Here is a 1792-nt window from a genome sequence, read left to right as displayed (position 1 = left end):
ACCGGCGGTTCCGGCCGTGCCGGCGGCAGCGGCGTCGCGGCCGTCGAAGTCACGACGGTCACCGTCGTGCGTCGTGCCACCGTTCGATAGGCCGTAGTAGCGGTAGAGCGCCTCTTCCTGCTCGACGTCGAGGTGCTTGTCAGCGTCCTGACGCGGGGCGTCCTTGATCTTGGCCTTCGTGTAGGGGAGGTGCAGGTCCTCACCCTCCACGCGGGCGCCCTCGAGCGGGACGAAGGACTCGGAGGTACCGAACAGGCCCGTGTTGACCGTGACCCAGGCGGGCTGGCTCGTCTGGTCGTCCAGGTAGACCTCGCCGACCGAACCGATCTTGTCGCCGTCGCTGTCGTAGGCCTTGCCGGATCGGGTGGCCAGAACGTCGTCAACGGAAAGCATTTTCGTTCTCCTTCGTGATGGCGGATGCACGCCGATCCGACCGGATTCGCATCCGTCCAGGTCGCCGTGCGGCTTGGCATAAGCCGATCATTTTTCCTGGCCGCTGTCACCACCCCCGGCCGCGAAAGGGGTCTGGACAGGATGCAACCTGGGGGTCTCCTCCGCGTCACCCGCCCCTCGGATCTCACCCGTGGGAGTGGACCCCGACACGCTTCAGGGCCGTTTTGCGGCCTCATAGGGGTGACAGCTCCACCCCTATGGCCAATACAGACAACCGCTACCCATCGGTTTTGTGACATGAATCACATTTTTTGCATCCCGTCCCGGTAGACTCATCTGAGACCCTGCACGGTCAGGACCCCTTGACCCCGCCCCGAGCATCAGGCCGCGAACACTCAGGGCGCGACGATGACGGTCTGCGCGGCGGCCACCCCGCCGATCAGCAGCGGCGCGTCGGCTGGGGTTGAACGCTTGAGCACGACGAGGCCGATCGGCCCGTCGATGTGGTGACGCGCCACTGACGTCAGCCGACCCGCAGCACGGGGGGCTCCGGGCACCATGACCTCGGCGCCGACCTCGGGCAGCGTGTGGTCGCTGCCGTCGAGATGGACGAACGCCAACCGCCGCGGCGGGCGACCCAGGTTGTGGACGCGGGCGACGGTCTCCTGCCCCCGGTAGCACCCCTTCTGCAGATGCACGGCGCTGCGCAGCCAGTCGAGCTCGTGCGGAATGGTCCGGTGGTCGACCTCGAGCAGCCCGTCGGGTCGCCAGGCCGCGACGCGCAGCGCCTCCGCGGCCCACAGGCCCGCCGGCTGAGCCTCGGCGAAGACCGCCTCGAACCGCTCGCGCGGCACGATGAGTTCGCGCCACCGACGCTCCGAACCAGGGTGCTGCGCGCTCGGACCGTACGCCGCGCTCACGGGGCCGAGCGCCGGCCACGGGTCACGCCAGGCGATGACGCCGGTCTCACGCACCTGCTCGGGGGTCGACTCCTCGTCGTTCACCTCACCGATGACTGCGTGTTCGTCGGAGACGTCTGCCACCTCGACGCGCAGCATGAACTGCATGCGTCGCAGCCATGCGGCCAATTCGGCGCTGCGACCGGGATCGGTCGTCAGCCACGTCGCCTCGCCGTCGTCGACGACGTGCAGGGCGAACTCGACGTGCCCGTGCGGGCTGAGCACGAGCGTCTCCGTCGAGGTGAACGGCGCCAGGTCGGCGAGGTGCTGCGTCGTCATCGAGTGCAGCCAGGAGAGGCGGTCGGGGCCGGCGACCCGCACGACGCCGCGGGCCGACAGGTCGACGTGAGCCCGGCCCTGCTCGAGCGCGCGCTGCTCGGCGAGCGGGTTGCCGTAGTGGGCGGGCACCGACGCCCAGAAGCCGTCGGCCGCCACGGCGC

General features: G+C 69.5%; 2 protein-coding genes. Both read right to left on the bottom strand.

All coding sequences use genetic code 11. The features are described from left to right. Positions 1-393 (bottom strand): PRC-barrel domain-containing protein (locus B2284_RS02745; protein ID WP_286697149.1); only part of this gene is annotated, 393 nt, incomplete at its 3' end. A 395-nt stretch (positions 394-788) separates the two neighbouring features. Next, a partial coding sequence (gene ygfZ, locus B2284_RS02740) for a CAF17-like 4Fe-4S cluster assembly/insertion protein YgfZ (protein WP_286697148.1) occupies positions 789-1792 on the bottom strand: 1004 nt, incomplete at its 5' end.

This window comes from Dermacoccus sp. UBA1591 (genome assembly GCF_002322065.1).
GTDB classification, from domain to species: domain Bacteria; phylum Actinomycetota; class Actinomycetes; order Actinomycetales; family Dermatophilaceae; genus Dermacoccus; species Dermacoccus nishinomiyaensis.
This window is presented reverse-complemented; position numbering and strand designations above follow the sequence as displayed.